Origin of the sequence: Klebsiella terrigena (assembly GCF_012029655.1) — a bacterium.
GTDB classification, from domain to species: domain Bacteria; phylum Pseudomonadota; class Gammaproteobacteria; order Enterobacterales; family Enterobacteriaceae; genus Klebsiella; species Klebsiella terrigena.
The window spans coordinates 3,721,127-3,748,003 of the sequence record NZ_CP050508.1; the positions used below are offsets into that span (position 1 = coordinate 3,721,127).

At 56.4% G+C, this 26,877-nt stretch carries 23 protein-coding genes; 12 read left to right on the plus strand and 11 right to left on the minus strand.

The window, feature by feature from the left end:
- Positions 1–60 precede the first annotated feature (60 nt).
- Both HCK03_RS17560 and yccS read left to right on the plus strand, forming a co-directional pair.
- On the plus strand, positions 61–507 hold the full coding sequence (locus HCK03_RS17560; RefSeq protein ID WP_041144834.1) for a YccF domain-containing protein: 447 nt from the start codon (positions 61–63) through the stop codon (positions 505–507).
- A 17-nt stretch (positions 508–524) separates the two neighbouring features.
- Positions 525–2,660: a YccS family putative transporter gene (gene yccS / locus HCK03_RS17565; protein WP_041144833.1), complete on the plus strand. Its 2,136-nt coding sequence runs from the start codon at positions 525–527 to the stop codon at positions 2,658–2,660.
- A 13-nt stretch (positions 2,661–2,673) separates the two neighbouring features.
- Here yccS and HCK03_RS17570 read toward each other — a convergent pair whose 3' ends face one another.
- Entirely contained in the window at positions 2,674–3,273 is a 600-nt protein-coding gene (locus HCK03_RS17570) for a TfoX/Sxy family DNA transformation protein (RefSeq protein WP_041144832.1), read from the minus strand.
- A 465-nt stretch (positions 3,274–3,738) separates the two neighbouring features.
- Here HCK03_RS17570 and sulA point away from each other — a divergent pair, with 465 nt between their 5' ends.
- A complete protein-coding gene (gene sulA, locus HCK03_RS17575; RefSeq protein WP_041144831.1) occupies positions 3,739–4,248 on the plus strand; it encodes an SOS-induced cell division inhibitor SulA in 510 nt (169 codons plus the stop codon).
- Between the two features lie 352 nt (positions 4,249–4,600).
- Entirely contained in the window at positions 4,601–5,671 is a 1,071-nt protein-coding gene (gene ompA, locus HCK03_RS17580; protein WP_076945486.1) for a porin OmpA, read from the plus strand.
- 103 nt (positions 5,672–5,774) lie between these two features.
- Here the strand turns inward: ompA and matP are convergent, their stop codons facing one another.
- Positions 5,775–6,227 carry a macrodomain Ter protein MatP gene (gene matP, locus HCK03_RS17585; RefSeq protein WP_041144830.1) on the minus strand — a complete coding sequence of 151 codons (453 nt, stop codon included), beginning with the start codon at positions 6,225–6,227 and terminating at the stop codon, positions 5,775–5,777.
- A 185-nt stretch (positions 6,228–6,412) separates the two neighbouring features.
- On the opposite strand from matP, the gene HCK03_RS17590 reads away from it, so the two are divergent.
- Positions 6,413–8,170 carry an AAA family ATPase gene (locus HCK03_RS17590; RefSeq protein WP_167691973.1) on the plus strand — a complete coding sequence of 586 codons (1,758 nt, stop codon included), beginning with the start codon at positions 6,413–6,415 and terminating at the stop codon, positions 8,168–8,170.
- Between the two features lie 69 nt (positions 8,171–8,239).
- The gene (gene fabA, locus HCK03_RS17595; RefSeq protein WP_041144828.1) at positions 8,240–8,758 is read left to right on the plus strand and encodes a bifunctional 3-hydroxydecanoyl-ACP dehydratase/trans-2-decenoyl-ACP isomerase; all 519 of its coding nucleotides are present in this window, start codon (positions 8,240–8,242) and stop codon (positions 8,756–8,758) included.
- A gap of 64 nt (positions 8,759–8,822) precedes the next feature.
- On the opposite strand, the gene rmf is transcribed toward fabA, so the two are convergent.
- The 6 genes from rmf to rlmKL form a co-directional block, all read right to left on the minus strand.
- A complete protein-coding gene (gene rmf / locus HCK03_RS17600) occupies positions 8,823–8,990 on the minus strand; it encodes a ribosome modulation factor (protein WP_004871568.1) in 168 nt (55 codons plus the stop codon).
- Between the two features lie 256 nt (positions 8,991–9,246).
- Positions 9,247–9,810 (minus strand): membrane integrity-associated transporter subunit PqiC, encoded by a 564-nt coding sequence (gene pqiC, locus HCK03_RS17605; RefSeq protein WP_041144827.1) that lies wholly within the window; start codon positions 9,808–9,810, stop codon positions 9,247–9,249.
- Positions 9,810–11,447 (minus strand): intermembrane transport protein PqiB, encoded by a 1,638-nt coding sequence (pqiB, locus tag HCK03_RS17610; protein WP_167691974.1) that lies wholly within the window; start codon positions 11,445–11,447, stop codon positions 9,810–9,812. The genes pqiC and pqiB overlap by 1 nt, the downstream gene beginning before the upstream one ends.
- Positions 11,437–12,705, minus strand: coding sequence for a membrane integrity-associated transporter subunit PqiA (pqiA, locus tag HCK03_RS17615; protein ID WP_115193224.1), 1,269 nt, complete (start codon positions 12,703–12,705; stop codon positions 11,437–11,439). Before pqiA ends, pqiB begins: the two co-directional genes overlap by 11 nt.
- Before the next feature lie 14 nt (positions 12,706–12,719).
- Entirely contained in the window at positions 12,720–14,627 is a 1,908-nt protein-coding gene (locus tag HCK03_RS17620; protein ID WP_041144824.1) for an ABC transporter ATP-binding protein, read from the minus strand.
- Positions 14,628–14,639: 12 nt separating this feature from the next.
- Positions 14,640–16,745 (minus strand): bifunctional 23S rRNA (guanine(2069)-N(7))-methyltransferase RlmK/23S rRNA (guanine(2445)-N(2))-methyltransferase RlmL, encoded by a 2,106-nt coding sequence (gene rlmKL / locus HCK03_RS17625; RefSeq protein ID WP_076945079.1) that lies wholly within the window; start codon positions 16,743–16,745, stop codon positions 14,640–14,642.
- Between the two features lie 98 nt (positions 16,746–16,843).
- On the opposite strand from rlmKL, the gene HCK03_RS17630 reads away from it, so the two are divergent.
- Positions 16,844–17,953, plus strand: coding sequence for a YcbX family protein (locus HCK03_RS17630; RefSeq protein WP_041144822.1), 1,110 nt, complete (start codon positions 16,844–16,846; stop codon positions 17,951–17,953).
- A 37-nt stretch (positions 17,954–17,990) separates the two neighbouring features.
- Here the strand turns inward: HCK03_RS17630 and zapC are convergent, their stop codons facing one another.
- Entirely contained in the window at positions 17,991–18,533 is a 543-nt protein-coding gene (zapC, locus tag HCK03_RS17635) for a cell division protein ZapC (RefSeq protein ID WP_041144821.1), read from the minus strand.
- A gap of 167 nt (positions 18,534–18,700) precedes the next feature.
- Positions 18,701–19,711 carry a quinone-dependent dihydroorotate dehydrogenase gene (pyrD, locus tag HCK03_RS17640; protein ID WP_041144820.1) on the minus strand — a complete coding sequence of 337 codons (1,011 nt, stop codon included), beginning with the start codon at positions 19,709–19,711 and terminating at the stop codon, positions 18,701–18,703.
- 253 nt (positions 19,712–19,964) lie between these two features.
- Here pyrD and ssuE point away from each other — a divergent pair, with 253 nt between their 5' ends.
- From ssuE to ssuB, 5 genes are read left to right on the plus strand one after another with little or no spacing between them, the layout of a single operon-like run.
- Positions 19,965–20,540: an NADPH-dependent FMN reductase gene (gene ssuE, locus HCK03_RS17645; protein ID WP_041144819.1), complete on the plus strand. Its 576-nt coding sequence runs from the start codon at positions 19,965–19,967 to the stop codon at positions 20,538–20,540.
- Entirely contained in the window at positions 20,533–21,495 is a 963-nt protein-coding gene (locus HCK03_RS17650; RefSeq protein ID WP_041144818.1) for a sulfonate ABC transporter substrate-binding protein, read from the plus strand. Before ssuE ends, HCK03_RS17650 begins: the two co-directional genes overlap by 8 nt.
- A complete protein-coding gene (ssuD, locus tag HCK03_RS17655) occupies positions 21,492–22,637 on the plus strand; it encodes an FMNH2-dependent alkanesulfonate monooxygenase (protein WP_041144817.1) in 1,146 nt (381 codons plus the stop codon). The genes HCK03_RS17650 and ssuD overlap by 4 nt, the downstream gene beginning before the upstream one ends.
- Positions 22,638–22,647: 10 nt before the next feature.
- Complete coding sequence (ssuC, locus tag HCK03_RS17660; protein ID WP_041144816.1) at positions 22,648–23,439, plus strand: aliphatic sulfonate ABC transporter permease SsuC; 792 nt, start codon at positions 22,648–22,650, stop codon at positions 23,437–23,439.
- Positions 23,436–24,209 (plus strand): aliphatic sulfonates ABC transporter ATP-binding protein, encoded by a 774-nt coding sequence (gene ssuB, locus HCK03_RS17665; protein WP_041144815.1) that lies wholly within the window; start codon positions 23,436–23,438, stop codon positions 24,207–24,209. Before ssuC ends, ssuB begins: the two co-directional genes overlap by 4 nt.
- Before the next feature lie 50 nt (positions 24,210–24,259).
- Here ssuB and pepN read toward each other — a convergent pair whose 3' ends face one another.
- Positions 24,260–26,875, minus strand: coding sequence for an aminopeptidase N (gene pepN, locus HCK03_RS17670; RefSeq protein WP_041144814.1), 2,616 nt, complete (start codon positions 26,873–26,875; stop codon positions 24,260–24,262).
- Positions 26,876–26,877: the final 2 nt, after the last annotated feature.

Below are 26,877 nucleotides of genomic sequence, written 5' to 3' on the forward strand. Positions count from 1 at the left end.
CAGCGTAAAAAACGTTACAATGGCCGGGTCTTATTATCCACAGGAGTGAACGGAGGGTTTATGCGTACCATTCTGAATATTTTGAACTTTATCCTCGGCGGTTTCGCCACTACGCTGGGCTGGCTGCTGGCGACGCTGGTCAGCATCATTCTGATCTTCACGCTGCCGCTGACCCGCTCATGCTGGGAAATTACCCGACTCTCTCTTTTACCCTATGGGAATGAAGCTATTCACGTCGATGAGCTCGAGCCGCAGGGCAAGAATAGCCTGCTGAATGCAGGCGGTACCGTGCTGAATATTTTATGGTTTATTTTCTTCGGCTGGTGGCTGTGCCTGATGCATATCTTTAGCGGTATCGCCCAGTGCCTGACCATTATCGGTATTCCGGTGGGCATCGCTAACTTTAAAATTGCCGCTATTGCGCTGTGGCCCGTGGGACGCCGGGTTGTTTCCGTCGAAACCGCCCGCGCCGCGCGTGAAGCGAATGCGCGCCGTCGCTTCCAGTAATCGGACGGAATACTGACATGCTTAGCCCCCTGCTACGCCGTTATACATGGAACAGCGCCTGGCTCTATAACGCCAGGATTTTCATCGCACTTTGCGGCACAACCGCCGTTCCATGGTGGCTTGGCGAAGTAAAACTCACGATTCCATTAACGCTCGGAGTCGTTGCCGCCGCGTTAACCGATCTCGACGACCGCCTGACCGGGCGGTTGCGCAATCTGGCCATCACCCTGGTGTGCTTTTTTATCGCATCGGCTTCGGTGGAGCTGCTCTTTCCCTGGCCGTGGCTATTTGCTCTCGGTTTAACCCTCTCGACCACCGGGTTTATTTTACTCGGCGGTCTGGGGCAGCGTTACGCCACTATCGCCTTCGGCGCTCTGCTGATCGCTATCTACACCATGCTGGGGGTCACGCTCTACGATCGCTGGTATCTACAGCCGTTATTTTTGCTGACCGGTGCCGTTTGGTACAACCTGCTGACGCTGGCCGGACATATTATTTTCCCGATTCGCCCGCTTCAGGACAATCTTGCGCGCAGCTATGAGCTGCTGGCGCGCTATCTGGATCTCAAATCACGCATGTTTGACCCGGATATTGAAGACGAAAGCCAGGCGCCACTCTACGATCTGGCTATCGCCAATGGCCAGCTGGTGGCAACGCTTAACCAGACTAAAACGTCGCTGCTCACCCGCCTGCGCGGCGACCGCGGGCAGCGAGGTACCCGACGGACGCTGCAGTATTACTTCGTTGCCCAGGATATCCACGAACGCGCCAGCTCGTCGCATATCCAGTACCAAACGCTCCGCGACCGTTTTCGCTACAGCGACATCATGTTCCGCTTTCAGCGCATGCTATCGATGCAGGCTCAGGCGTGTCAGAAGTTATCCCGCGCTATTTTGCTGCGCGAACCCTACCAGCACGATGCGCATTTCGAGCGCGCATTTATGCATCTTGACGCCGCACTCGACCGCGTACGAGCCAGCGGAGAGCCGTTAGAGCAGGTCAAAGCGCTGGGCTTCCTGCTGAATAACCTGAGAGCAATTGACGCTCAGCTGGCAACCATCGAGTCCGCTCAGGTTGCCGCACCCGCGCACGGGACGACGGAAAATTTACTCGCAGAAGACCGTCTTAGCGGCTTCAGCGATATCTGGCTGCGCTTACGCCGTAACCTGTCACCGGAATCGGCCCTCTTCCGCCACGCGGTGAGAATGTCGCTGGTACTGTGCGCAGGCTATGCGTTTATCCAGCTAACCGGGCTCAATCACGGCTACTGGATACTGCTTACCAGCCTGTTTGTTTGTCAGCCAAACTATAACGCTACCCGTCACCGCCTGGCCCTGAGGATTATTGGCACCCTGGTGGGGGTCGCTATCGGTCTACCGATACTGCTGCTGGTACCCTCGGTCGAAGGCCAGCTGCTGCTGATTGTCCTTACTGGCGTCCTGTTCTTTGCCTTTCGCAATGTACAATATGCCCACGCCACAATGTTTATTACCCTACTGGTTCTGCTCTGCTTTAACCTGCTGGGGGAAGGCTTTGAAGTCGCTCTGCCGCGCATCTTCGATACCCTCATCGGCTGTGCGATTGCCTGGGCTGCGGTCAGCTTTATTTGGCCGGACTGGAAATTCCGTAACCTGCCGCGAGTTCTGGATCAGGCCATAAACGCCAACTGCCGATACCTCGACGCCATTCTTGAACAGTATCACCAGGGGCGCGATAACCGTCTGGCGTATCGGGTTGCGCGACGGGATGCCCATAGCCGGGACGGTGAGCTGGCTTCAGTGGTATCGAATTTATCAACGGAGCCCCGGGCAAATGCCGATATTCGTGAAACGGCCTTCCGCTTGCTCTGCCTGAATCATACCTTTACCAGCTACATTTCAGCGCTGGGGGCGCATCGGGAGAAGCTGACCACGCCGGAGACGTTGGCGCTGCTGGACGACGCAGTCTGCTACGTAGATGATGCACTCCATCATTCACCGGCCGACGAACAGCGGGTACAGCAGGCGCTCACCCGCCTGCAGACCCGGATCCAACACCTCGAACCTCGCGCCGATAGCAAAGAGCCGCTGGTGCTCCAACAAATCGGTCTGTTGTTAGCACTATTACCTGAAATCTGCCGCCTACAGCAGCAGGTGGCAGTTCGGCCAGAGTAAATAGCGGCCAGCCTTACCGCTGGTTAAGCGCCCACTCCTGCAGCTCCTGACGCCGTGCCGTCGGGAGCGCAGCGGCGTGAACGCCGGTAATTGCCCCTTCCAGTGAATAGAGAATATTCAGCGTGACGGCCTTATTCGACTCTCGCAGCTTTAGCCACGCACGCTGTGCACCAATATGACGCAGCGCCTGCTGATCTATTACCCCTGAGTTAATTAATAGTAGCTCCATATGAAAACTAATATTTGGCAGATCTTTCAACCTGCCGGAATAACGCTGCTGGTTCTTTTCTTTTTGCGCCGCCTGTAATGAAAGCGACGATAGTTTGAAAAGCATTTTACTGTCACACCAAAGAGTTTCATTTATCTGATAATATTTAAGCAAAATTGGCCGCCCGTTTTTTCGCATTTTTAAAAGCGGATTTTCATGAGCAACGCAATATGCGGCGCCCTGCTCACAAATCTTAAGATAGATCTCCCCCTCTGCAACCATCGCAAATACGGTGTTGTCTATTGCCAGGCTATAGCCACCAAACAAAGGACGGCAGATTATTTTTCCTAATGGCGACAAGCACTTCTGAAATTTATGAAACCGTAGGGATGATATTTTTTTCATGATTATTCCTTGGTTAATCATGCGAATACTGAGTCATTTAGTTAACGGATCCGTTAGTTCAGAAAATAAGTGAGTTCCTTTATTGCAGCAAGGTGATTTTAACGTTCGGCTCAATCAACTCACCATTTTGCGAGGTGCTTTCAAGAAATTACGCCTGTGCGAAACCTGATGTATTAAAGATAAAATATAAACGGAGCATTAATTAATAGTCGCACAAATAGTTTGTGCTCAGGGAGAGCAGCGCTAAACCTGGAGCATCGTAAAAATGTGCGACCAGGCTCGTAGGGCTTGCTGTTTATTGCGCAAAAATTTATGCCACGGCTTTAGCCTGGCGAGAGCAGGTCGTGGTGGGTATGGCCGACAACGTCGAACAAATTTCGAGCGACAACACGATAAATGAGGTTGATCTTTTCGCCGCCCGGATATACTGTATATGCATACAGTAACTACAGGCGGAAATAGACAATGCTTACTTCAGCTTACGCAAATCGTTCATCACTGACTTCTGCTTCAGTACGTCGCCACTCCCATGACGCCGTCGAACAACCAGCCAGCGGGCTGATTAGTGAGATTGTCTACCGTGAAGATCAGCCGATGATGACGCAGCTGCTGCTGCTTCCTTTATTACAGCAACTGGGTCAGCAATCCCGCTGGCAGCTCTGGCTGACGCCAAAACAGAAGCTGAGCCGCGAGTGGGTGCAATCCTCCGGCCTGCCGCTGTCGAAAGTCATGCAGATAAACCAGCTCTCCCCTTACAACACGGTAGAGTCAATGATTCGCGCCCTGCGTACGGGTAACTATAGCGTGGTAATCGGCTGGCTGGCAGATGAGCTGACGGCCGAAGAACATGAACGGCTGGTTAGTGCCGCGGAAGAAGGTCATGCGATGGGGTTCATCATGAGGCCTGTAGGAAATACGAGCCAGCATGGGAGACAACTGAGCGGGCTAAAAATTCACTCTAATTTGTATCATTAAGGCAAATTAGGATTAATCCTAGAATTTTTTTTGCGCAGTCCAAAGGCATACTTTTATAAGGGTTGTTTTTGTGCGGATGCCTGTCTGATGCGGTCTCGCAGGTTTCTCCGGTGAACGAAAACCAACCATATTTGTTAAATATTGTGTATACAACCCTTTTTTTTCATATGCCTGACGGAGTTCACACTTGTAAGTTTCGAACTAAGTTGTAGACTTTACATCGCCAGGGGTGATCGGCTTACGCTGCATGTATCAGCATAGTTAACAACAAGTCACGCCCCGGGTGAAGGATCTAACCGTGAGGTCTTTTGTACCTTCATGGCGAATTTTGGATGATAATGAGGCGCAGAAAATGAAAAAGACAGCTATCGCGATTGCAGTGGCACTGGCTGGCTTCGCTACCGTAGCGCAGGCCGCACCGAAAGATAACACCTGGTATGCAGGTGGTAAACTGGGCTGGTCCCAGTATCACGATACCGGTTTCTACGGTAACGGTTTCAAAGGCAACAACGGCCCGACCCGTAACGATCAGCTCGGTGCTGGTGCGTTTGGTGGTTATCAGGTTAACCCGTACCTCGGTTTCGAAATGGGTTACGACTGGCTGGGACGTATGGCCTATAAAGGCAGCGTTGATAACGGCGCTTTCAAAGCTCAGGGCGTTCAGCTGACTGCTAAACTGGGTTACCCGATCACTGACGATCTGGACATCTACACCCGTCTGGGTGGTATGGTTTGGCGTGCAGATTCGAAAGGTAACTACGGTTCTACCGGTACTTCCCGCAGCGAACACGACACTGGCGTATCCCCGGTATTTGCTGGTGGTATCGAGTGGGCAATGACTCGTGACATCGCTACCCGTCTGGAATACCAGTGGGTTAACAACATCGGTGATGCAGGTACCGTTGGTACGCGTCCTGATAACGGCATGCTGAGCGTAGGTGTTTCCTACCGTTTCGGTCAGGAAGAAGCAGCTCCGGTTGTAGCTCCTGCTCCGGCTCCGGCTCCGGAAGTGACTACCAAGCACTTCACTCTGAAGTCTGACGTACTGTTCAACTTCAACAAATCTACTCTGAAACCGGAAGGCCAGCAGGCTCTGGATCAGCTGTACACCCAGCTGAGCAACATGGATCCGAAAGACGGTTCCGCAGTTGTTCTGGGCTACACTGACCGCATCGGTTCTGACGCTTACAACCAGCAGCTGTCTGAGAAACGTGCTCAGTCCGTTGTTGATTACCTGGTATCTAAAGGTATCCCGGCTGGTAAAATCTCCGCTCGCGGTATGGGCGAATCCAACCCAGTTACTGGCAACACCTGTGACAACGTGAAAGCTCGCGCTGCACTGATCGATTGCCTGGGTCCGGATCGTCGCGTAGAGATCGAAGTTAAAGGTTACAAAGAAGTAGTAGCTCAGCCGCAGGCTTAAGTTTTACTACCGATAAAAAACCCCGCTGATGCGGGGTTTTTTTTGTCTCAAATTTGGCGCTAACGCGAAAAACGCTCGTGCATCGCGCTATCAGTCTTGCGGACTACTCTTTACCTAGCAATACCTGCAGGTCGTGCTTCAGGCTGGACATCTTGCTGGCATACTTCTCTTTATGCTCAGCATCCTCAATCAGCTGTACGATCGTTTCCGACAGCGTTTTTCCCCGTCGCTGCGCCAGACCCGCGAGACGCTGCCAAACCACAAACTCCAGGTCGATAGACTTTTTACGCGTATGCTGATGCTCAGCGTTAAAATGACGCTTGCGACGCGCGCGGATAGTCTGCTTCATCCGGTTCATTAGCTCCGGATTAATATGCTGATCAATCCAGGTGTTCACCAGAACCGGTTCATTTTCGAGCGTCAGCAAGACATCGACCGCGGCTTGCGCTGCGCTGGCTTCAATATAGCGGGTAATCAGCTCACCTTCCCGGTGCTTTTTAACCAGGTATTTCCATTTCCAGCCGCTTTCAAGATTTTCCAGTTGTTGATATTTCATTGCGATCTCAATGTGACCGTGTAACTCACTTCAGGATATCAGTTTTTTCTCGATGTGCTGAGAATAAATCATCATTCGTGATATGCATTGCGTCGTTATCGTTAACGCAAACACGATCCTCCGTGTGCTCGGACGCGGCATAAGGTATAATCGCGCGTTTTACATCTCACTAAAAAACAGCGACTTTGACCATTACGAAACTTACCCGAAACGACCTTGCTCCTGATACGGAAAGTTATCAGGCGCTGTTTGCACAAGCTGATTTAGCCCAGCCAGAGGCTTCCCTGTCAGGCGAACTGCAGCCCCGTTTATTCTATGCGTTGGAGCAGCTACTGGTGACTCCGACCATTTCACCGTTCATGCTGGTTAAGGCCCCGGAAGAGCCGGAATACCTGCAGTGGTTAGCTGCAGAGACCCGCAGCCTGTACCAACCGGCCGCGCCGCTTTACGGCGTGCGCTACCAGGTTAACGGTGGAAACGTCACCCTTTCACCAGCCAAAAGCGCCGATGATAATTTTGCCAGCACCGCGCCGGTTGAATCAGCCGACTGGATTGAAGCAGAGCAGCTTTTTGGCTGCGTGCGCCAGTTTAACGGCGAAATATCCCTGCAGCCGGGTCTGGTCCATCGCAGCAACGGCGGCGTGCTTATTATCGCCCTGCGCGCGCTATTAGCCCAACCGCTGCTGTGGATGCGCCTGAAGAACATCGTTACTCGCCAACGCTTTGACTGGCTCTCCATCGATGAGTCTCGCCCGCTGCCGGTCAGCATCCCGTCGATGCAGCTCAATCTGAAGATTATTCTGGTCGGTGAACGCGATTCATTGGCTGATTTTCAGGATATGGAACCTGAGCTCTCGGCCCAGGCGATTTACAGCGAGTATGAAGACAACCTGCAAATCGCCGACGGCGACACCCTGAAACAGTGGTGTCAGTGGGTGTGGCAAAACGCGCAGCAGCTTGAGCTGCCCGGGCCGGCCGCCGATGCCTGGCCGCTGCTGATTCAGGAAGGTGCACGCTATACCGGCGATCAGGAAACGCTGCCGCTGTGTCCGCTGTGGATTGCCCGCCAGCTGCGCGAAGCCGCCGCTTTCAGCGAAGGTGAGCTTATCTCTGCGGAAGAGATGCAGACCATGCTGGCTCGTCGTGAATGGCGCGAAGGCTACCTTGCCGAGCGGATCCAGGATGAAATCCTGCAAGAGCAAATTTTGATTGAGACCGATGGCGAATGCATCGGGCAAATCAACGCGCTGTCGGTGATCGAATTCCCCGGTCATCCACGGGCCTTTGGTGAGCCATCGCGCATCAGCTGCGTCGTCCATATCGGCGACGGTGAATTCATCGACGTTGAGCGTAAGGCAGAGCTGGGCGGTAACATCCATGCCAAAGGCATGATGATTATGCAGGCGTTCCTGATGTCCGAACTGGAACTCGAGCAGCAGCTCCCCTTCTCCGCATCGCTGACCTTCGAGCAATCCTACAGCGAAGTGGATGGCGATAGCGCCTCCATGGCCGAACTGTGCGCTTTAATCAGCGCCCTCGCCGGCGTGCCTATCAACCAAAGTATCGCCGTCACCGGCTCAGTCGATCAGTTCGGCCGCGTACAGCCGGTGGGCGGGCTTAACGAAAAAATTGAAGGCTTCTTCACCATTTGCCAGCAGCGCGAGCTGACCGGCAAACAGGGAGTCATCATTCCTGCGGCGAATGTTCGCCATCTGAGCCTGGCGCCAGAACTACAGCAGGCTGTCGCTGAAGAGAAGTTTTTCATCTGGGCGGTGGAAGACGTCACGGAAGCGCTGCCTATGCTGACCCAGCTGTTGTGGGATGGTGAAGGGCAAACTTTACGGCAAACCATTCAGGAGCGGATTGCGCAGGCGACGCAGCAAGAGAGTCGTCATCGTTTTCCGTGGCCGCTACGCTGGTTAGGTGGTTCAGGTTCTAACTGATCGGACTTGTTCAGCTTACACGTGTTAGCTATCCTGCGTCCCGAACTCAAAATAAGGCTTACTGAAAACATGGTAGATAAACGCGAATCCTATACGAAAGAAGACCTTCTTGCCTCTGGCCGTGGTGAACTGTTTGGCGCAAAAGGCCCGCAGCTGCCCGCGCCAAGTATGCTGATGATGGACCGCGTCATCAAAATGAGCGAAACCGGTGGCAACTACGATAAAGGTTATGTCGAAGCAGAGCTCGATATCAACCCGGACCTGTGGTTCTTCGGTTGCCACTTTATCGGCGATCCGGTGATGCCTGGCTGTCTGGGCCTGGACGCAATGTGGCAGCTCGTCGGCTTCTATCTGGGCTGGCTCGGCGGCGAAGGCAAAGGCCGCGCGCTGGGCGTAGGTGAAGTTAAATTCACCGGTCAGGTACTGCCGACTGCGAAGAAAGTGACCTATCGTATTCACTTTAAACGCGTTGTTAACCGTCGTCTGATTATGGGCCTGGCGGATGGTGAAGTACTGGTTGACGATCGTCTGATCTACACCGCAGCCGATCTGAAAGTGGGCCTGTTCCAGGACACTTCTGCTTTCTGATAAGCAGTAACGCTTAAAAAAGGCGAAGCCCCCGCTTGCGGAGGCTTCTTTTTTAAAGAGACAGTCAGGCAGTTTGTACCCTGTCCTCCATGGCTTCTCGCCAGCCTCCTAGCCAGTATGACCTTTGATTCAGGGTCTGGTAAGGACACATTTCTTTCGATCTTCCGGTTATCCCGGCCTGATATCCACGTTGATGTGCCCGTTCCAGGCGATCTCGTTTTTGTCTCTTCATGCCTCGTTTCCCTCATTCTTTGATCTGGTGGAAAAGAAAACAGTGGTCACTAAATATGCAACCACGGTTAACGAATACCGCGAATCAGAGGTAACGTCAATGCGCAAAATTCACGCCATTGTCATATTTGTGAGCTACATGAAAGTTCATTTGTACAAAAACTGTGAACCAGCACAAGTAACAATCTGACGAGACAAATAAAAAAACCGCCGTGGTTTTTCAGACCACGGCGGCTATTTAGCTTCATTAATTATACTTATGGCAGTCGATTCAGCTCGTTGGCAATAGCGGTCGCTTCCTGAGTCCAGGCCTGGGCCATCGTTTTCACCATCGCATCATAGCCGTCCTGCTGCTGCTTAAGCTCAATATTAAACGGACGCTTAATCAGCTGCCCCTGGTGCTTCAGCAGCCACTCTCCGCTGACGATAACTCGCCCGTCATAACGGCCATGGAAGCCGTTAACGGAGACGTTCAGCGTATCCTGATCGTTGCCCAGCGGCTGCGATGCCACCACCCAGCCGGGCAGCTGATTGCTCAGATTAGCGACCAGGGTGGTGCGCAGCTGCTGATCGAGCGGGCTGGCCCACAGATTATTACTCGCGATCACGTACTGCACGTCGGTGGTCTGATAGACCACCCCGTTGCCCGCCAGATAGTCAGGAATAGTGACCTGCTCAACCCACAGCAGGTTCTTCCCCTGATGGGCGGCGCTTTGCGCACCGCTTTGGGCGACCGGCAGCTGATAGTAGGTTTTATCCTCCCCGCTGCTGCTGCAGGCCGCCAGCGCGCATACCGCTGCCGCTACTAACCACTTTTTCATTATTTCGCTCCCTTCGGCTGCGGATCTTTTTTACCCTTGGCCTCAAATACCAGCGCGTTGCTCTTATCGTTGAGCGTTTTCAGTACCGGCTGCAGTTCACGAAGAACCTGATCCAGTCGCTGCATATCCGCAACCATCTTATTGTATGCCGCAGACCCCGGCTGGAAGCCCTGCATACTACGGTTCAGTTCGCGCAGCGTATTCTGCATATCGCCAGGCAGCTGCTGCATCGACTGGCTTGAGGTGATCTTATTCAGGCTATCCAGCGTCGTCTGAACGTGCTGCATTGTTTTTTCGCTCTGCGCCAGCGTACTGGTCGCCTGCTCAAGCAGCGGGTTAATCGGCAGATTGTTAATCTTATCCAACGCATCCATCAGGCGCTGCTGAATTTGCGCAAGACCGCCACTGACCGTCGGAATGATCGGATACGAGCCAAACTCATGCATCTTGCCGCGCGGCGGCGCTTTCGGATAGAAGTCGAGATCGATAAACAGCGCCCCGGTGATCAGATTGCCCGTTTTCAGCGAACCGCGCAGGCCGCGATTGATCAGATCCTCCATATGGGTGCGGATATCCGGATCGCCGCCAAGCTGGTTGATCAGCCGCTCCGGCTCGATGCGTACCTCTACCGGAATGCGATAATCGTCATTCAGCCGCTGATGCAGTCCTGGAATAAAGAACGGCACCTTGCCGACCGTGCCCAGGCGTATCCCGCGGAACTCCACCGGCGCGCCGGGCTGAAGGCCGCGAATCGAATCTTTAAAGAACATCACGTAGTCAATGTGCTGAGTAAAGACCGAATCCTGAATGCTTTTCTGATCGTCAAAAAGATGGTAACCGGTTTTGTTCGCCACCGGCTCGCCAAGATCCAGCCCTTCCGGAATATCAAAGCTCACCCCGCCGCCAAACAGCGTCGACAGCGATCCCATTTCCACCCGCATCCCGGCGGAGGTCAGATCCACGGCAATACCGCTGTCTTTCCAGAAGCGAACGTTGGTGGTAACCAGCCGATCGTTCGGCGCGTTGATGAACAGCTGATAGGTAATATTGCGCTTTTGCGGATCGAAGGTGCTGGTTTCAACCGACCCGACCCGATAGCCGCGAAAGAGCACCGGATCGCCTGGAGAGAGCTGGCCGGCCTTGTTGCTTTCCAGCAGGATACGGATACCCTTCGCATCCGGCGAGGCCAGCGGCGGCGAGTCCAGCAGCGGGTACTGCGCAGCATCCGAGCCTTTTGTTCCCGGTTGCAGCTCGATAAAGGCGCCGGATAGCAGCGTGCCAAGCCCGCTGATCCCTTCACGCCCGACCTGCGGTTTTACCACCCAAAACACCGTATCCTGATGCAACAGTTTCTCCATACCGGAGTTCAGGCGAGCCTTAATCTCTACGTGCGTCAGGTCGTCCGTCAGAGTGGCGGTTTCTACCACGCCGACGTCAACGCTGCGGCTTTTAATCCGGGTTTTACCACCCTCAATCCCCTCGGCGTTGGTGGTGATCAGCGTCACCTCCGGCCCCTGATGGCTATAGTGATAAAAAATAATCCACGCGCCGATTAGCACAGTGACGATGGGGAAGATCCATACTGGTGACCAGTTCTTCACCTTTTGCACTTTTGCTTCTCCGCTATTATTTTCCATGCTGCTGTATTTCCTCATGGCTTGAATCTGGTTCACGGTCCCACAACAAACGAGGGTCGAACGTCATCGCCGAAAACATTGTCATCACAACAACCAGCGCAAACATCACCGCTCCTATCGCAGGATAGATATTCATCAACCCTCCCATGCGCACCAGCGCCGAGAGTACAGCGATGACAAAGACATCAATCATTGACCAGCGGCCAACAAACTCCACTACTTCATAAATCAGATGCATGCGCTCTGAATCACGCGAACCATTGCCGTTGGCGTTCCAGCACAGCCAACCAATCGCGATCATTTTTAAGGTCGGCACCATAATACTGGCGATAAATATCACCAGCGCCACCGGATACGATCCTTCACTCCACAGCAGGATCACCCCGGCCATGATCGTCGACGGCATCTTATCGCCCAGCAGGTCGGTTATCATGATGGGCATGATATTGGCGGGGAGATAGAGCAGGCACGAGGTTATCAGCAGCGCCAGCGTCCACTGCAGGCTATGCTTGCGCCGCGCCGTCCCTTTCGTCTGGCAGCGCGGGCATACCGCGGCGTCAGCGGGTAAAATAGCCGTACAGCAGGAGCAGGAGCGCAGGCCCTGGCGAATGCCCGAGACGCCAATCTTCAACGGCTGTTTAACCGCAGGCATTGGCGCAATATCGTCCCACAGCCAGCGTCGGTCCACGCACTGCAGCGCGCGCAGCTGCAGCAGGCAGAACATACACCAGGGGAAAAAGCTCAGGCCAACGCCAATATCGCCGTAGGCCATGAGCTTCACGAAGCTCACCAGCACCCCGGCGAGAAATATTTCCGCCATTCCCCAGGTTTTGAGGTGGAACAGGATCCGCGCGAGGAAAGCCTTTAGCCCAGCGGGCATATGAACGCGATTGACCAACAGCAAAATCGATATCAGGCAAAAGGCCGGCACCAGCTGCACAAAGAGGAGAAAGAAGGTGCCGAGGCTGGCGTAATCTTCGCTAAACAGCACGTCGGGGATCTCCAGCAGCCCAATTTCACTGTTGAGGCCCCCTACTTTCATGTAGACGAAGGGAAACAGGTTTGCCAGCAGCAGCATAAACAACGCGACCAGAGCATAGGCTGTGGGACGCTGCCGAGGCGCGTCCCATGAAGTCGTTAACGTTGTTCCGCAGCGCGGACATACGGCTTTCTGGCGATGCTCCAGCTGGGGCAAAGCCACCAGCAGATCACATTGTGGACACAGGATATGCCGCGCAGCATGATGATGATCGCACATGAAAACTCCTCAGCTTATGCGCCGTTTTTTAATCCTTCGAGATATTCCCAGCGCTCAAAGGCCTTTTCCAGAGCCTGTTCCGCTTCAGACAGCTGCGCCAGCACCTGCTGCGTATGGTCATGCGACTGACCAAAGAAGGAGGCGTCGGCAACCTGATCCTGCAAGCTCTGCAGCTCGGCCTCCAGCTCTTCCAGACGCTGCGGCAGCTGCTCCAGCTCGCGCTGCAGGTTATAGCTTAGTTTGCTCGCTGCACGTTTGACACTTTCCGTTTTCGCCGGCGTTGCTTCAACATTTTTTTTAGCCACTGACTGTTTTTGCGCCAAAGACTGAGACTGCTGTCCGCGTGCGTCGTGGTAGCCGCCAACGTACTGGCCGATGCGCCCTTCACCTTCGAAGATCCAGCATTCGGTCACGGTGTTATCGACAAACTGACGGTCGTGGCTGACCAGCATCACGCTGCCCTGATAGCCGTCGATAAGCTCTTCCAGCAGCTCCAGAGTTTCGACATCCAGGTCGTTGGTCGGTTCATCGAGAATCAACAGGTTGCTAGGCTTCAGGAACAGACGCGCCAGCAGCAGACGGTTACGCTCCCCGCCGGAGAGCGCGCGCACCGGCGTCATCGCCCGCTTCGGATGGAACAGGAAGTCCTGCAGATAGCCCAGCACGTGGCGCGGCTTACCGTTAACCAGCACTTCCTGCTTGCCTTCAGCGAGGTTATCCATCACCGTGCGGTCCGGATCCAGCTCGGCGCGGTGCTGATCGAAGTAGGCCACTTCCAGCTTGGTGCCGACGTGAACCCGTCCGCTGTCCGCCTGCAGCTGACCGAGCATCAGCTTCAGCAGGGTCGTTTTACCGCAGCCGTTAGGGCCAATCAGCGCTATTTTGTCACCGCGCTGGATCTGCGCCGAGAAGTCTTTGACCAGCACCTTGCCGCCAACTTGGTAGTCAACGTTCTCCATCTCGAAGACAATTTTGCCCGAGCGTGACGCCTCTTCTACCTGCATCTTCGCGCTGCCCATCACTTCGCGGCGCTCGCCGCGCTCGCGACGCATCGCCTTCAGGGCGCGCACGCGGCCTTCGTTACGGGTACGACGCGCTTTGATCCCCTGACGGATCCACACCTCTTCCTGCGCCAGCTTGCGATCGAACTCCGCGTTCTGCAGCTCTTCAACGCGCAGCGCTTCTTCTTTTTCCAGCAGATACTGATCGTAGTTGCCCGGATAGGTCACCAGCTTGCCGCGATCGAGGTCGACGATCCGCGTTGCCATATTGCGAATAAATGAACGGTCGTGCGAAATGAAAATAATGGTGCCTTTGAAGGTCTTCAGGAAGCCTTCCAGCCAGTCGATGGTTTCGATATCGAGGTGGTTAGTCGGTTCATCCAGCAGCAGCACGCGCGGGCCGCTAACCAGCGCGCGGCCGAGGGCCGCTTTACGCAGCCAGCCGCCGGACAGCGAAGCCAGCTCGGCGTTAGCATCGAGGCCCAGCTGCTCCAGCACTTCGTTAATGCGGCTCTCCAGCTGCCACAGACCGAGGTTATCCAGCAGATCCTGCAGACGCGCCAGCTCGTTGAGGTTTTTATTGCTCGGGTCGGTCATCACCAGACGCGAAACGTCGTGATAGCCTTTAAGGTACGCCGCCTGCTCTTCGATGCCTTCGGCAACGAAGTCGTACACGGTGCCCGCAATATTGCGCGGCGGATCCTGCTGCAGACGCGCAACAACCAGATCCTGTTCATAAATAATGCGCCCGTCATCCAGACCCTGCTCGCGGTTGAGGATCTTCATCAGGGTGGATTTGCCCGCGCCGTTACGCCCAACCAGGCACACGCGCTCGTTATCTTCGATATGCAACTCGGCGTTATCCAGCAGCGGAGAGTCGCTGAAGGAGAGCCAGGCACCATGCATACTAATCAATGACATTCTTTATTCCTTTCAGGCTGCGGTAATCAGCCAGCAGTTGTGAATCTGACGGTTACGGGCAAAATCCTGAGATTGCGTTTTTTGCGTAATTTCCTGCGCTTTCAGGCCAAGCTGCGCCAGCCCGTCATGATCCATACGGAAACCGCGTTTATTGTTCGAGAACATAATCGTGCCGCCTTTACGCAGCAGACGTTTAAGATCGGTCAGCAGGCGCAGGTGATCGCTCTGTACGTCGAAGGTTTCTTCCATACGCTTTGAGTTAGAAAACGTCGGCGGATCGATAAAGATCAGGTCAAACTGTTCATCGCTCTCACGCAGCCAGCCCAGCACGTCAGCCTGCATCAGGCGGTGCGAACGGCCGGTTAAACCGTTGAGGCGCAGATTTCGCTCGGCCCACTCAAGGTAGGTGCGTGACATATCGACAGTGGTCGTGGAGCGCGCGCCGCCGAGACCGGCATGAACGCTGGCGCTGCCGGTATAGGCAAAGAGGTTGAGGAAATCTTTGCCTTTGCTCATCTCGCCAAGCATACGCCGCGCGATGCGGTGGTCGAGGAACAGACCGGTGTCGAGGTAATCGGTCAGGTTGACCCACAGACGAGCGTTATACTCCTGCACCTCGATAAAATCGCCTTTTTCGGCCATTTTCTGGTACTGGTTTTTGCCTTTCTGCCGTTCACGGGTTTTCAACACCAGCTTATTCGGCGCGATACCTAAGACCGAAATCGTCGCGGCGATAATATCAAACAGGCGCTGGCGGGCTTTATGCGCGTCGACCGTTTTCGGCGGCGCGTACTCCTGCACGACGACCCACTCGCCGTAGCGGTCGATAGCGACGTTATATTCCGGGAGATCGGCATCGTACAGGCGGTAGCATTCGATACCTTCCTGGCGCGCCCATTTCTCAAATTTCTTCAGGTTTTTACGCAGACGGTTAGCGAAATCTTCGGCAAGCGAAACCGCTTTACCGCCTTCGTTTTCGGCAATGTGATAGTTTTTCTGCACGCAGTCCAGCGGGCCGTTTTTAGCCTTAAACTGCTTGTCGGCCCGCAGCTGCAGGCAGCTCAGCAGATCCGGAGAAGCGCTGAACAGCGACAGGTTCCAGCCACCAAACTGGCTTTTCATCGTCCGGCCAAGCAGGCTGTGCAGCGCAATCAGCGCCGGCTCGCTCTCCAGACGCTCGCCGTACGGCGGGTTACCGATCACCGTTCCGTACGGGCCTTTCGGCAGCGGGTTGCTCAGCTGAGCAACGTCTTTAGCGGCAAACGTAATCAGCTCGCCTACGCCCGCGCGACGGGCGTTGCTGCGCGCGCGTTCAATAACCCGCGCGTCGACATCGGAACCGTAGAAGCGGGACTCATACGCCGCGAGGCCTGCGCGAGCGCGGGTCTGGGCTTCGGTTTTCACTTCTTGCCATACCGCATCATCGTGCTGGAGCCAGCCATTGAAGCCCCAGTGGCCGCGATGCAGGCCCGGTGCGCGATCGGTAGCCAGCATTGCGGCTTCGATCAGCAGGGTACCGGAACCGCACAGCGGATCGAGCAGCGGCGTACCCGGCACCCAGCCGGAACGCATGACGATCGCCGAGGCGAGCGTCTCTTTGATTGGCGCCATACCGGTACCGTCACGGTAGCCGCGCAGATGCAGGCCTTCGCCGCTCAGATCTAACGAGATGTGCGCCGTCTCTTTGTTCAGCCAGACGTTGATCCGCAGATCGGGATTTTCACGATCGACGTTCGGCCGCGGCAGATTTTTGCGCGTAAAGCTGTCGACGATGGCATCTTTTACCTTCAGCGCACCGTACTGGCTGTTACGAATCTCTTCGTTCAGCCCGCTAAAGTGCACGGCAAAAGTGGCGTCAGGGGTGAAAATCTCCGTCCATGGAATGGCCTGTACGCCGAGGTAAAGGTCCAAATCGCTATACACGCTACACTGGCCTAACGGCATCATGATACGTGAGGCCAGCCGGCTCCACATCAGGCTTTGATACAGCAGGCGCGTATCTCCCTGAAAATGGACCCCGCCCTGGACTACCTGGCAGTCCGCTGCGCCAAGTGATTCCAGTTCAGTTTTTAACAGCTCTTCAAGCCCACGAGCCGTACTGGCAAACAGAGAATTCATATCGTCACTTTTACTAAAAGAAAATTGGTGCGCATTATAGCCAATATGCGCCTCATGTCATAAAGTTAAAGGCTTATTTTTAAGCCCAGAGACTCCGCATGAAAACGCTATCGCGACTTTTTATTCATCCCGTCAAATCCATGCGTGGAATTGGCCTGACGCACGCGTTTGCCGATATCAGCGGCCTCGCCTTCGATCGCCTGTTTATGGTGACGGAAACGGATGGCACCTTCATTACCGCCCGCCAGTTTCCGCAAATGGTGAAATTCACCCCCTCTGTGCTGCAGGATGGCGTTCACCTGACCGCGCCTGACGGCAGCAGCGCTATCGTTCGCTTCGCTGATTTTGCGCCTCAGGGCGAGCCTACCGAGGTGTGGGGAAACCATTTCACCGCCCTGGTGGCGCCGTCAACGGTTAACCAATGGCTAAGCGGCTTCTTTAATCGCCAGGTTCAGCTTCGCTGGCTGGGCCCGCAGCTGACCCGCCGCGTGAAGCGCCATGACGCCGTCCCGCTCAGCTTTGCCGACGGTTACCCCTATTTACTCACCAACGAAGCCTCGCTGCGCGATCTGCAGCAGCGCTGTCCGGCCAGCGTCCGTATGGAGCAGTTTCGCCCTAACCTGGTGGTCACCGGCGCCGAGGCGTGGGAGGAGGATAGCTGGAAGGTGATCCGCATTGGCGAAGTGATTTTTGATGTCGCTAAGCCCTGCAGCCGCTGCATTTTTACCACCGTCAGCCCGGAACGCGGGCAAAAGCACCCGTCCGGCGAGCCGCTGGCCACGCTGCAACGCTTCCGCACCGCGGTGGATAATGGCGATGTCGATTTCGGTCAAAACCTGATTGCCCGCAGCAGCGGCGTTATTCGCGTCGGTGACGAAGTCGAGGTGCTGACGCGTGGGCCTGCCAGGGCCTACGGCGCGGGCGAAAGCGATGACGGTGAACCCACCGCAGCCCAGCAGGAAGCGACGGTTGATATTGAGTGGCAGGGGCAGCGCTTTACCGGGAATAACCAGCAGGTTCTGCTGGAACAGCTCGAGCAACAGGGGATCCGCGTGCCCTACTCCTGCCGGGCGGGCATCTGCGGCAGCTGCCGCATTCGGCTTGAAGAGGGGGAAGTCAACCCGCTGAAGAAAAACGCCGTGGCGGCGGATGGCACTATTCTGTGCTGCAGCTGCGTACCGAAGACCGACCTGCGCCTGGCGCCCTGAGGCCTGCAGCGGCTGGCGGGCAAAGAGACTCGCCGGCCTAAACCGCCTCGCCGAGGCTGTAGCTGGAGAGACCCGGCGCGGGCTGCAGCCTGTCGTTCATAATTTTAATCACGTCGCCAAGCTGCATCACTCGTCCGGCCAGGGTTAACCCCGGCTGGGCCAGCAGGCACAGGGCGGCGTTTTCGCCGGGCTCCACCACCAGCAGATTCACCTGCTGCCCGGTATCGCTGAGCCAGGCGCTGGCGGTATCGCCGCCGCTGGGCTGCCAGCTCTCTTCATGGCTGGTGAAATGCCAGCTTTTCGGCATCTGGGGCTTAAGAAAACGAATGGCGACCAGCGCGTTAAGGACTAATTCAGCGCGCTGCTCTTTAGATAATTCTATATCCCGGCATTTTTCTTCGAAGGAAAAATAAAGAGCGGCGTCGTCAACGCAAAATCCGGATGGCGCGAATGCATCGGGCGTGAGCATCCGGCGCGCAAAGCGCGAGCGGAACAACATGCCATTGGCCAAATCGAGCATCATACGATCGTGCTCTTCATCGTAATACCAACGCCAGTTATCGTCAGGTTTAATCCGCATTTTTCCCCCGTCCTCTTTCACTTCTATCTGTAATGCACGGCATACGGCAACAGAATTATTTCCAAAATTAAGAAAAGACTAAAATGTCTAAATAAGCAACAATGAGGGAATATAAAACAACCAGGGCCGGAAATAAAGCCCTGGGGGTGTTTCAGAGGGGGAAAAGATTAGATATTGGTAACAATTTCTTTAATCAGCGGCGGACCTTTAAAAATAAAGCCAGAATAAATCTGAACCAGCGTCGCGCCGGCGGCGATTTTTTCCCGGGCCGCAATCGCAGAGTCAATCCCGCCGACTCCGATAATTGGCAAGCGGCCGTTTAATTCTGTCGCCAGCATGCGGATAATCTCAGTGCTTTTTAATTGCAGAGGACGACCGCTGAGGCCACCGGTTTCATCGCAATATTGCATTCCCTGCACCAGCGATCGATCGAGGGTGGTATTGGTGGCAATCACGCCGTCAATATTATGGCGAACCAGGCTATCGGCCACCTGGATCAATTCCTCAAGGGAAAGATCCGGGGCGATCTTCACGGCCACCGGGACATATTTTTGATGCTTTTGCTGCAGCTCAAGCTGCTTATTTTTAATACCGGAAAGTAAATCATCGAGCGCGTCGCCATATTGTAAAGTACGCAGCCCTGGGGTATTCGGTGAGGAGATATTAATGGCGATATAGCCGGCGTAGGGATAGACTTTTTCCATACAAATCAGGTAATCATCTTTGCCCTGCTCAACCGGGGTATCTTTATTTTTCCCGATATTAATCCCAAGAATACCGTCAAAATGCGCCTTTTTAACGTTCTCGACGAGGTTATCAACGCCGAGATTATTAAAGCCCATACGGTTGATCAAACCTTCTGCCGCCACCAGGCGGAAGATCCTCGGCTTATCGTTACCCGGCTGCGCGCGCGGCGTCACGGTACCAATTTCGATTGAACCAAAACCCATTGCCCCGAGCGCATCGATACACTCGCCGTTTTTATCCAGCCCGGCGGCAAGGCCCAGCGGATTCTTAAACGTGAGCCCCATGCAGGTCACCGGTTTAGACGGCACCTTCTGGCGGATCAGCATTTCAAGCGGCGTTCCCGATACACGGCGTAATTGTTGGAAGGTTACTTCATGAGCGCGCTCAGGATCGAGCTGAAAAAGAGCTTTACGAACGAAGGGGTAGTACATGAACTCTCCTGGATTCCCGGTGTGCAAACCGGGGGCGTATTATGTTCGATCCTCAGCGGAAAGGGAATTGACCTGCGACAAAAAATCGTCCATCCGACGCAAACGTTTACTTTTTCCGCCCTGCTTTATGCAAATTTTGACAAAACAAGGGTGGAAAAATCATTTAGGTAAATAAATCGCCTCTGTCACACTGCCGGTAAATGTTATCAATAATAGATAAATGCGAACATTTGGTTATAAGGAGAGAGAGAACATGCGTGTCATCACACTTGCGGGCAGCCCGCGCTACCCTTCCCGTTCCAGCGCCCTTCTGGAATATGCCAGAGAGACGCTCTCCGCCGCTGATGTTGAAGTCTGCCACTGGCACCTGCAGAATTTTGATCCGGAAGATCTTCTTTATGCGCGTTTCGATAATCCAGCGCTGCAGACTCTTAATGAACAGCTGGCCGGCGCGGATGGCCTGATTATCGCCACCCCGGTCTACAAGGCCTCTTTTTCCGGCGCGCTGAAGACGCTGCTCGACCTGCTGCCAGAACGCGCGCTGGAAGGCAAAATCGTCCTGCCCCTGGCGACCGGCGGCACCATCGCCCATATGCTGGCGGTGGACTATGCCCTGAAGCCGGTTCTTAACGCCCTGAAGGCCCAGGAGATCCTCCACGGCGTGTTTGCCGATGATAGCCAGGTGACTGACTATCAGCACAAGCCGCAGTTTACGCCAAACCTGCAGGGTCGCCTCGACCACGCGCTGGAGACCTTCTGGCAGGCGCTTCATCGCCCAACCAGCCGCGCGCCAGCCCTGAAAGCAACCCGAGGGGTCGAACATGCGTAAACTCCTCGCTCCCCTGGCGCTCGGCGGGCTGCTGATGCTCTCCGCCCTGAGTCACGCGGCGCAGTCCGCACCGGACGCTCTGCGAATCGGCTATCAAAAAGGCAGCGTCAGCATGGTGCTGGCAAAAAGCCACCAGCTGCTGGAACAGCGCTACCCGGGCACCAAAATCTCCTGGGTGGAGTTTCCCGCCGGCCCGCAGATGCTCGAAGCGTTAAACGTCGGCAGCATTGACATTGGCAGCACCGGCGATATTCCGCCTATCTTTGCCCAGGCCGCCGGGGCCGATCTGGTGTACGTCGGCGCCGAACCGCCGAAACCCAAAGCCGAAGTGATTCTGGTGGCGGAAAACAGCCCGATCAAAGAGGTCGCGCAGCTAAAAGGCCGTAAGGTCGCCTTTCAACGCGGCTCCAGCTCCCACAACCTGCTGCTGCGCGCCTTACAGCAGGCGGGCCTGACGTTCAACGATATCCAGCCGATTTATCTTGCTCCCGCCGACGCGCGTGCGGCTTTTCAGCAGGGTAACGTCGACGCGTGGGCCATCTGGGACCCTTACTACTCCGCGGCTCTCCAGCAGGGCGGCGCCCGGGTTCTGAAAGATGGCACCGACCTGAAGCAAACCGGCTCTTTCTATCTCGCTTCACGCCCTTATGCGCAAAAAAACGGCGCCTTTATTGAGGGCGTGCTGCAGACCTTTAGCCAGGCCGATGCGCTGACGCTCAGCCAGCGTGCGCAAAGCATCACCCTGTTAGCCAAAATCATGGGTCTTCCTGAGGCGGTGATAGCCAGCTATCTCGACCATCGCCCGCCGACCACCATTACGCCGGTTAGCGCCGAAACCGCCGCTCGCCAGCAGCAAACCGCCGACCTGTTCTATGAGAACAAGCTGGTCCCGAAAAAAGTCGATATCCGCGCGCGCATCTGGCAGCCCGCGACCCTTCAGGGAGCGAAATCATGAGTCTGAATATGTTCTGGTTTTTACCTACTCACGGTGACGGCCGCTATCTTGGTACCGAGCAAGGCGCGCGTCCGGTTGATTACGGCTATCTGCAGCAGATTGCGCAGACCGCCGATCGCCTCGGATATACCGGCGTCCTGATCCCCACCGGACGCTCATGTGAAGACGCCTGGCTGGTGGCCGCCTCGATGATCCCGGTGACTCAGCGCCTGAAGTTTCTCGTCGCCCTGCGTCCGAGCGTGGTATCGCCAACGGTCGCCGCGCGCCAGGCGGCGACGCTGGATCGGCTCTCCAACGGCCGGGCGCTGTTTAACCTGGTGACCGGGAGCGATCCGCAGGAGCTCGCCGGCGACGGCGTATTCCTCGATCATACCGAGCGCTATGAAGCCTCGGCGGAATTTACCCATATCTGGCGCCGGCTGATGGAGGGCGAAACCGTCACCTTCAACGGCAAGCACCAGCGCGTGCGCGGTGCGAAGCTGATGTTCCCGCCGCTGCAGCAGCCGCGTCCCCCGCTCTACTTCGGCGGATCCTCTGAGGTGGCGCAGGATCTCGCCGCCGAGCAGGTCGATCTCTATCTGACCTGGGGAGAGCCGCCGGCGCAGGTGGCGGAAAAAATCGCCCAGGTGCGCGAAAAGGCTGCCCGTCACGGCCGTAAGGTTCGTTTCGGCATCCGCCTGCACGTCATCGTGCGTGAAACCAACGAAGAGGCCTGGCAGGCGGCGGAGAGCTTAATTTCCCATCTGGATGATGACACCATCGCCCGGGCGCAGGCCGCCTTTGCACAAACCGATTCCGTCGGCCAGCACCGCATGGCCGCGCTGCACAACGGACAGCGCGACAGGCTCGAAATCAGCCCTAATCTGTGGGCCGGCGTCGGGCTGGCGCGCGGCGGCGCCGGAACCGCGCTGGTCGGCGACGCCGCCACGGTTGCCGAGCGCATCAACGAATATGCCGAGCTCGGTATCGATAGCTTCGTGCTTTCCGGCTACCCGCACCTTGAGGAAGCCCTGCGCGTTGGCGAGCTGCTGTTCCCGCTGCTGGACGTCAATATTCCGTCAATCCCGCAGCCGCAGAACCTGCGTCCGCAGGGTGAAGCGGTAGCGAATGAATTTATCCCGCGTAAAGCGGCGCAGAGCTGAGGAGCGACACATGGCTATCGCTGGGCAAAAACTGCTGATCCGCCTTGCCCCCTGGTTTTTACCGGTCGGCACCGTTATCGTCTGGCAGCTCGCCTCTTCGGTGGGCTGGCTCTCCACCCGGATCCTGCCTTCGCCGGAAGGGGTGCTGAAAGCCTTCTGGACGCTCTCCGCCAGCGGCGAGCTTTGGCAACATCTGGCCATCAGCTCGTGGCGCGCGCTGCTTGGCTTCGCTATCGGCGGCTCCATTGGGCTGGCGTTGGGGATGATCAGCGGCCTCTCACGCTGGGGAGAGCGTCTGCTGGACACCTCGATTCAGATGCTGCGCAACGTGCCGCACCTGGCTCTGATACCGCTGGTTATTTTATGGTTCGGCATCGACGAGAGCGCCAAGATTTTTCTCGTCGCGCTGGGCACCATGTTCCCAATCTATATCAACACCTGGCACGGTATCCGCAACATTGACCGCGGGCTGGTCGAGATGGCGCGCAGCTACGGCTTATCCGGCTTTGCGCTATTTCGTCACGTGATTCTTCCCGGAGCCCTGCCGTCAATCATGGTCGGTATCCGCTTCGCGCTCGGCCTGATGTGGCTAACGCTGATCGTCGCCGAGACCATCTCGGCAAACGCCGGCATCGGCTACCTGGCGATGAACGCGCGCGAGTTTCTGCAAACCGACGTGGTGGTCGTGGCCATCATTCTCTACGCCATTCTGGGCAAACTGGCCGACTTCAGCGCGCAGCTGCTGGAACGCGTCTGGCTGCGCTGGAATCCGGCCTATCATCTTCAGGAGGCTAACGCATGACTACCGCCCGTCTGAACCCAGGGATCCCGCTGTTGCTTAACGGCGTGACCAAACGCTACGGCGAAAACACCATTCTTAACGCGCTAGATTTACATATTCCCACCGGGCAGTTCGTCGCGGTGGTCGGGCGCAGCGGCGGCGGTAAAAGTACCCTGCTGCGCCTGCTTGCCGGACTGGAGAAACCCAACGCCGGCGAGCTGCTGGCGGGATCCACGCCGCTGGCGCAAATCCAGGACGATACCCGCATGATGTTTCAGGATTCGCGCCTGCTGCCGTGGAAAACGGTGATCGATAACGTCGGTCTCGGGCTTAAAGGCTCGTGGCGTGAGGCGGCCCTGCAGGCGTTGGCCAGCGTCGGCCTCGAAAACCGCGCCAACGAGTGGCCGGCGGCGCTTTCCGGCGGACAAAAGCAGCGCGTGGCGCTGGCCCGGGCGCTGATTCATCGCCCCGGCCTGCTGCTGCTCGACGAGCCTCTCGGCGCCCTGGACGCACTCACCCGCCTAGAGATGCAGGATTTAATCGTCTCGCTCTGGCAGGAACATGGCTTCACCGTCCTGCTGGTGACTCACGATGTGAGCGAAGCGGTGGCGATGGCCGATCGGGTGCTGTTGATTGAAGAGGGCAAGATTGGGCTGGACGTTACGGTGGATATTCCGCGCCCGCGGCATACCGGTTCGGCGCGGCTGGCGGAGCTGGAGGCTGAGGTTCTCAACCGGGTAATGAAGCGCGGCAGGCACGAAGCCTCCCCGCGCCTGTTTAGTCATGGCTAAACAACTCCCGAAGCGCGGCACCGACGCCGCACTTCGGGAGCGAGACGCTACTACGCCAGCGCTTTACTAATTTTCTCGAACAGATCTCCGGAGAGATTCTCCAGACCTTTCAGCTGCTCCAGCGCCGCGCGCATCAGCGCCTGACGTTTGGCATCATAACGCTTCAGACGAATCAACGGCTCAATCAGGCGCGACGCCACCTGCGGGTTGCGGCTGTTGAGCTCGGTCAGCATCTCCACCAGGAACTGATATCCGCTGCCATCTTCGGCGTGGAAGGCCGCCGGGTTGCTGCCGGCAAAGGCGCCAATCAGCGAGCGAACGCGGTTCGGGTTGTTCATGCTGAACGAACGGTGGTTCAGCAGCGCGCGCACCGTCTCCACGGCGTTATCCGCCGGGCTGGTGGCCTGCAGGATCAGCCATTTGTCCATCACCAGGCCGTCCTGATGCCATTTATCGTCATACTCCTGCATCAGCGCATCGCGGCACGGCAGCTGCGCCGCCACCGCTGCCGACAGAGCCGCCAGCGCGTCGGTCATGTTATCGGCCTGATGGTACTGGGCGACGACCAGCTTATCCGCCAGCTCTGCGTCGCCAAATGCCAGGTAGCGCAGGCAGGTATTGCGCAGCGAACGCTTGCCAATATCGGCATGCTCTACGCGATAGCCGTCGAGCTTATTGACGTTGTAGATAGCGAGGAACTCGTCCGCCAGCTCTTTCGCCAGCGTGCGGGTGAGCGCTTCGCGCACCGCCACAATGGCCAGCGGATCGATAATCGCAAACAGCTCGGCGATTTCACTGGCTGACGGCAGCGTCAGGATCTCTGCCGCCAGCGCCGGATCGATCTTCTCATCCAGCAGGATCGCGCGGAACGCATCGGCGACGTGAACCGGCAGCGACAGGGGCTGGCCCTGCTGATGGCGATTGACGTTAAGCTTGATGTAGGTCGCCAGCAGGCTCTGCGCGGCATCCCAGCGGGAGAAGTCGTTGCGCGCGTGGCGCATCAGGAACGTCAGCTGCTGATCGCTCCACTTATATTCCAGCTTCACCGGCGCGGAGAACTCGCACAGCAGCGCCGGAACCGGCTGGAAGTAGACGTTATCAAAGACAAACGTCTGCTCGGCCTGGGTGACGTTCAGCACGTGATGCACCGGGTGTCCGCCCTTCTGCAGCGGAATCACCTTGCCTTCGTTATCGTAGAGCTCGATATCGAACGGAATATGCAGCGGCTGCTTTTCCGCCTGCTCGGAGGTCGGCGGCGTACGCTGGCTGATGGTCAGCCGGTACTGCTCGGTTTCCGGGTTGTAGTCGTCGTGCACGCTCACCACCGGCGTACCGGACTGGCTGTACCAGCGGCGGAAGTGCGACAGGTCAACGTTCGACGCGTCTTCCATCGCCTGAACGAAATCGTCGCAGGTGGCGGCGCTGCCGTCATGGCGCTCGAAGTACAGCTGCATGCCTTTCTGGAAGTTGGCCTCACCCAGCAGGGTATGCAGCATGCGGATCACTTCCGCACCCTTTTCATATACCGTCAGGGTGTAGAAGTTGTTCATCTCGATAACCTTATCCGGACGAATCGGATGGGCCATCGGGCTGGCGTCTTCGGCAAACTGCAGCCCGCGCATGGTGCGGACGTTGTTAATACGGTTCACCGCGCGCGAGCCCAGATCGGAGCTGAACTCCTGATCGCGGAACACGGTCAGCCCCTCTTTGAGGCTCAGCTGGAACCAGTCGCGGCAGGTCACGCGGTTGCCGGTCCAGTTGTGGAAATATTCGTGGCCAATCACGCGCTCGATATCGAGGTAGTCTTTATCGGTGGCGGTATCGGTGCGGGCCAGCACGTATTTGGAGTTAAAGACGTTCAGTCCTTTGTTCTCCATGGCGCCCATGTTAAAGAAGTCGACGGCGACAATCATGTAGATGTCGAGATCGTACTCGAGGCCGAAACGGGTTTCGTCCCATTTCATCGAGTTTTTGAGCGACGTCATCGCCCACGGCGCGCGGTCAAGGTTGCCACGATCGACGAACAGCTCCAGCGCCACTTCGCGTCCGGAACGGGTGGTGAAGGTATCGCGTAGAACGTCGAAATCACCGGCCACCAGCGCGAACAGGTAGCACGGTTTCGGGAACGGATCCTGCCACTGAGTCCAGTGACGGCCGTTTTCCAGCTCGCCCTGCGCCACGCGGTTGCCGTTAGAGAGCAGGTACGGGTATTTCGCCTTATCGGCGATAATTTTGGTGGTGAAGCGCGCCAGAACGTCCGGGCGGTCCAGATACCAGGTAATATGGCGGAAACCTTCCGCTTCACACTGCGTGCACAGCGCTTCACCAGACTGATACAGCCCTTCGAGCGCGGTATTGGCCGCCGGGCTGATTTCATTGACGATAGTCAGGGTGAAATGTTCCGGTAATCCGCCAATAACCAGCTGGTTATTTTCTTCTTTATAGTCGCTCCACGGTTGACCGTTAACCTGCAGAGAGACCAACGTCAGGTCTTCGCCATCCAGACGCAATGGCACATCAGACGCAGCCGCGTGACGGGAGACTTTACTCTCGGCCGTAACAACGGTTTTCGCGGCATCCAGGTCAAAGGTCAAATCGATATCGCTAATCAGATAGTCCGGCGCACGATAGTCGTGGCGGTATTTGGCTTGGGGCTGTTGTGTCATAA